The sequence below is a fragment of the uncultured Nevskia sp. genome (assembly GCF_903885465.1).
Lineage (GTDB): Bacteria > Pseudomonadota > Gammaproteobacteria > Nevskiales > Nevskiaceae > Nevskia.
On the sequence record NZ_CAISIQ010000239.1, the window covers coordinates 1 to 4,523 of the forward strand.

Below are 4,523 nucleotides of genomic sequence, written 5' to 3' on the forward strand. Positions count from 1 at the left end.
CATTGCTCAAGCCGAGATCGCCGGCCAGTTCCTGATTGATCCGTATCGCTAGCCCTGGGCTTTCACCCTTCTCGCTGCTTTCAAGATCGGAAATGCCCTTGACCTTGGCCATCTCGACGATCACGCCCTTGGTGATCTCGGTCAGCTTGGTCGCATCGGGGCCGAGCAGCGAGATGAAGATCGAGCCGCCGAAGCCGACCGTGAGATCGATGCCGGCAACGCCCTTGATCCGCTCGCGTACCGCTTTCTCGACATCCTTCTGCGGCCGCCGATGGGTCTTCTGGCGATCGGTCAGGCGCAGATTCAGACGCGCGTAATTCTTGCCTTCCTCGGTGCCGACCTCGGTGGCGATGGTTTCGATTTCCGGAAACTCATGCAGGATCGCTTCGACCTGATGCGCCTTGGCATCGGTGTATTCCAGGCTCGAACCGAGCGGCGTGTTGATGCGCAAAGAGGTGAAACCGTCATCGCCACGCGGGAAGAATTCGGTGCCGATGAAGGGCAGCAAGGTGAAGCTGCCGAAGAAAGTGAAAGCCGCGATCCACAGCACGATGCCGCGGTTCGACACGGTGCCGATCTGCCGCCAGTCCAGATTGCGTGCGGCGTGGGCCAGGCCAAAGATCGGCAGCCAGACCCGGCGGCGCTCGGTGCGCAGCGCCCAGGCCAGCACCCGGCCGTAAACACGATGCAGGAAGTCGACGCCATGCTCGACCTTTTCCATCAAGCGACCCAGCCAGGGCAGGTACTTGAAGCGGTTTTGCGGCGGATCGCGCCAGACTGCCGACAGCATCGGATCGAGCGTGAAGCTGACGAACAAGCTGACCAGCACGGCGACCGCGACTGTGATGCCGAACTGGAAGAAGAAGCGGCCGATGATGCCGCTCATGAACGCCACCGGTACGAACACTGCGAGGATCGCGAAGGTCGTCGCCATCACCGCCAGGCCGATTTCCTGAGTGCCATCGAGTGCGGCTCGAACATGGCTCTTGCCCATCGCCAGATGGCGGACGATGTTCTCGCGGACCACGATCGCGTCATCGATCAGCAGACCGATGCACAGACTCAGCGCCATCAGGGTCAGGAAGTTCAGCGTGAAGCCGAAGGCGTGCAGCGCGATGAAAGTGGCGATCACCGAGATCGGCAAGGTCAGGCCGGTGATGATCGTCGAGCGCCAGGAATGCAGGAACAGGAAGACGATCAGCACGGTCAGCAGGCCGCCTTCGATGATCGTTTCCTTGACCTGTTCAACCGAGGCGGTGATGTCGTCGGCAGTCGCGTAGATCTTGACGATCCGCACGTCGGCCGGCAGTTCGGCCTTCAGGCGCTCGATCGCTTTGGCCACGCCTTCGGCGGCGCTGACGATGTTCGCGCCCTGCACCTTGAAGATATCGATGCCGACTGAACGCTTGCCATCGACTCGCGAGATCGAGGTCTCCTCGGCTTCGCCGTCGACGATTTCGGCAACCTGATCGAGATGGATCGAGGTGCCGTTCTGGGTGGCGACGACGATGCGCGCGAATGCTGCTGGCTCCTTGATCTTGCCTTCGATTCGCACCAGCTGCTCGCTCGAACCCCGGCTGATCGCGCCAGCCGGCAGGTCCTGATTCGCGGCCTGGATTGCGGCGATCACCTGATCGACGCCGACTCGCCAGGCTTCCAGCGCATCAGGCTTCAGGAAGATCTGGATCTGCCGTTCGGACTGACCGTTGACCTGGATGCTGCCGACACCGAGCACGTTCTGCAGCCGCTTGACGACCACCTGATCGACCAGCGTCGATACCTCACGCAGCGTGCGGGTATCGGAAAACAGCGCCAGATTGATGATCGGCTGCTGGTTCTCGTCGTTGTTGGTACGCGTGATCAGCGGCGGCTTGGCATCGCGCGGGAAAGTCGGCTGGATCTGGGCGACCTTGTCGCGGGTTTCCTGGGTCGCGCGGGCGGCGTCCACGGACAGATCGAACTCGATCTGCATGAAGCCCAGGCCCTCACGCGCCGTGCCCCAGATGCGCTTGACGCCCTCGACCGAGTTGACCACTTCCTCGAGCGGCTTGAGCAGATCGTTCTCGACCGCTTCCGGCGAGGCGCCGGGATACTCGACGGAAATGCTCAGCACCGGCACCGAGACATCGGGCAGTTTCTCGACCGGCAAACGCTGGTACGAGAACACGCCGAGCACCAGCAACGCGACCATCACCATGGTCGCGAATACCGGCTGATTGACGCTGGTCTTGGTGATCCACATGGCGCTTACTTCGCGGTGGCCGAAGCTGCGAGCTTGACGGTCGAGCCGTCGTGCAGTGCATCGATCTTCGCCGCCAGCACCTGGGTGCCGATACTGACTCCGTCGCGCACTTCGACGAACGAAGCGTCGTCGGTCTTCAGGCCGAGGGTCACGGTGTGGCGTACCAGCTTGTCCTGCTCGACAGCCAGCACATAGCTCACGCCGCTGTCGCTGCGGATCGCCGAGGTCGGCACCGTCGGCGACGGCGCGCTCTGATCGAGCACCAGTTGCCCCTGGGCGAACATGCCGCCGCGCAAGGCGCCATCGGCGTTGTCCACGGACAGATACAGCTTGATCGAACGGGTGCCGGCATCGGTGGAAGGATTGATCCGTTCGACCTTGGCGGTGAACACGCGCTCGCCGTAACCGCCGACCTTGAAGCTGCCGGTCTGGCCGATCTTGACCGACGGGATCTCTGACGCCGGCGCTGGCGCCTCGAGTTCCAGCTGGCCCAGATCGACGATCGCCAGCATCGGCGAATCCGGCGACACCTTTTCGCCCGGCTGCACCATGCGCTGCGAAACGATACCGGCGATCGGCGCCCGGACCACGGCGTCATCGAGGCCGATCTGCGCCAGCCGCGCCTGCGCTTCGGCAACCTTGACGCTGGCGGCAGCCGCGTCATACGCGCTCAGCGCCGAGTCATAGGCGTTCTTGGAGATGAACTTTTCCTTCAGCATCAGCGCATTGGTTTCGCTGTTGATCTTTGCCAGGGCGAGATCGGCGCGTGCCTTGTCCAGCGAAGCGCGCTGGGAGTCGAACTGGGCGCCGAGGTTGCGGATGTCGATGCGCGCCAGCACCTCGCCTTTCTTCACCACCTGCCCTTCGCGGACCAGCACTTCCAGCACGTCGCCGGAGACGCGGGATTTCACCGTCGCCTGAACCAGCGGCGTCAGCGAGCCGGACAGCGGCAACGAACGCGACAACGCGCGCTGCTCGACCGTCGCAACATCGGCCGCCGCCAGTTCATATGGGCCGGTGTAAGCCTTGGCGTTCGGATCGGCCGGCTTTTCGGCAGAACCGCCGCGAGTCAACAGAAAGACCGCTGCAAGCGCAGCGACGATCAGCACGATCACCAGCACGATCTTGAGTTTCCCGCTGGCGCTGTCGGCGTGGCGGTTACGGGTCATGACGCTCATGCAAGGGTCCCTGTGTAGCCCCATGGCGTGCACAGCCGTTTCAGGCGTGCAGCCAATCGGACGCGATAGTGGGTAGCTGCACTTAAGATGCAGCAACAATGCGCCTTGGATGCGTCAACCGCTGCCTGGGTTTGATCCAAGCCTATCGCAGACGCCGAAGAAACCGGTTTCCCGCCAATGTCAGGCGGTCAGCACCAGATTATCGCGATGGATCAGCTCCGGCTCGCCCGGATAGCCGAGGCGGCTTTCGATCTCGGCACTCGGCGCGCCGATGATGCGGGTCGCTTCGCTGGCGCCATAGTTGCTCAGACCGCGGGCGATCTCGCGGCCGTCGAGGCCGAGGCAGAGCACCAGATCGCCACGATCGAACTCGCCGCTGATGTGGCGCACGCCGACCGGCAGCAGACTGCGGCCTTGTTCGCGCAGCACTTTCACAGCGCCATCGTCCAGGGTCAGGCGACCGCGAACCTGCAGCTGTCCGGCAATCCAGCGCTTGCGCGAGGCCATCACCGACTGCGCCGGCTTCAGCAAGGTGCCGATCGGCACACCACTGGCGATCTTCAGCAGCGCCTCCGGCTCGCGGCCGTAGGCAATCACCGTCGACGCACCCGAGCGGGCCGCCCAGTGCGCCGCCGTGAGCTTGGTGCGCATGCCGCCGCGGCCGAGTTCGCCCTTGCTGTCGCCGGCCATGCCGCCGAGATTCGGGTCGGACAGATCGGCTTCGGACAACAGCTTGGCGTCCGGATTGCTGCGCGGATCGGAGTCGTACAGACCTTGCTGGTCGGTCAGGATCACCAGCAGATCGGCTTCGATCAGGTTGACGGTGAGCGCGCCGAGCGTGTCGTTGTCACCTAAGCGGATCTCGTCGGTGGCGACCGTGTCGTTCTCGTTGACCACCGGCACCACGCCCAGCTCCAGCAAGGTGTTCAAGGTGCCGCGCGCGTTCAGATAACGGCCGCGATCGGAGACATCCTCGTGGGTCAGCAGGATCTGTGCGGCGCGGATGCCGTGCTTCTCGAACTCGGTTTCATAGGCGCGGACCAGACCCATCTGGCCGACCGCGGCCGTGGCCTGCAGCGCGTGCAAGGTGGTCGGCCGCTTCG

General features: G+C 63.8%; 3 protein-coding genes. All 3 read right to left on the reverse strand.

Annotation, left to right across the window (positions count from 1 at the left end; all coding sequences use genetic code 11):
• On the reverse strand, positions 1-2,242 hold a 2,242-nt coding region (locus QZY06_RS08875; protein ID WP_295683026.1), incomplete at its 3' end, for an efflux RND transporter permease subunit.
• A gap of 5 nt (positions 2,243-2,247) precedes the next feature.
• Positions 2,248-3,420, reverse strand: a complete 1,173-nt coding sequence (locus QZY06_RS08880) for an efflux RND transporter periplasmic adaptor subunit (RefSeq protein ID WP_295683030.1) — start codon at positions 3,418-3,420, stop codon at positions 2,248-2,250.
• Positions 3,421-3,600: 180 nt separating this feature from the next.
• Positions 3,601-4,523, reverse strand: a 923-nt coding sequence (gene proB, locus QZY06_RS08885) for a glutamate 5-kinase (RefSeq protein WP_295683033.1), incomplete at its 5' end; no start/stop codon positions are given.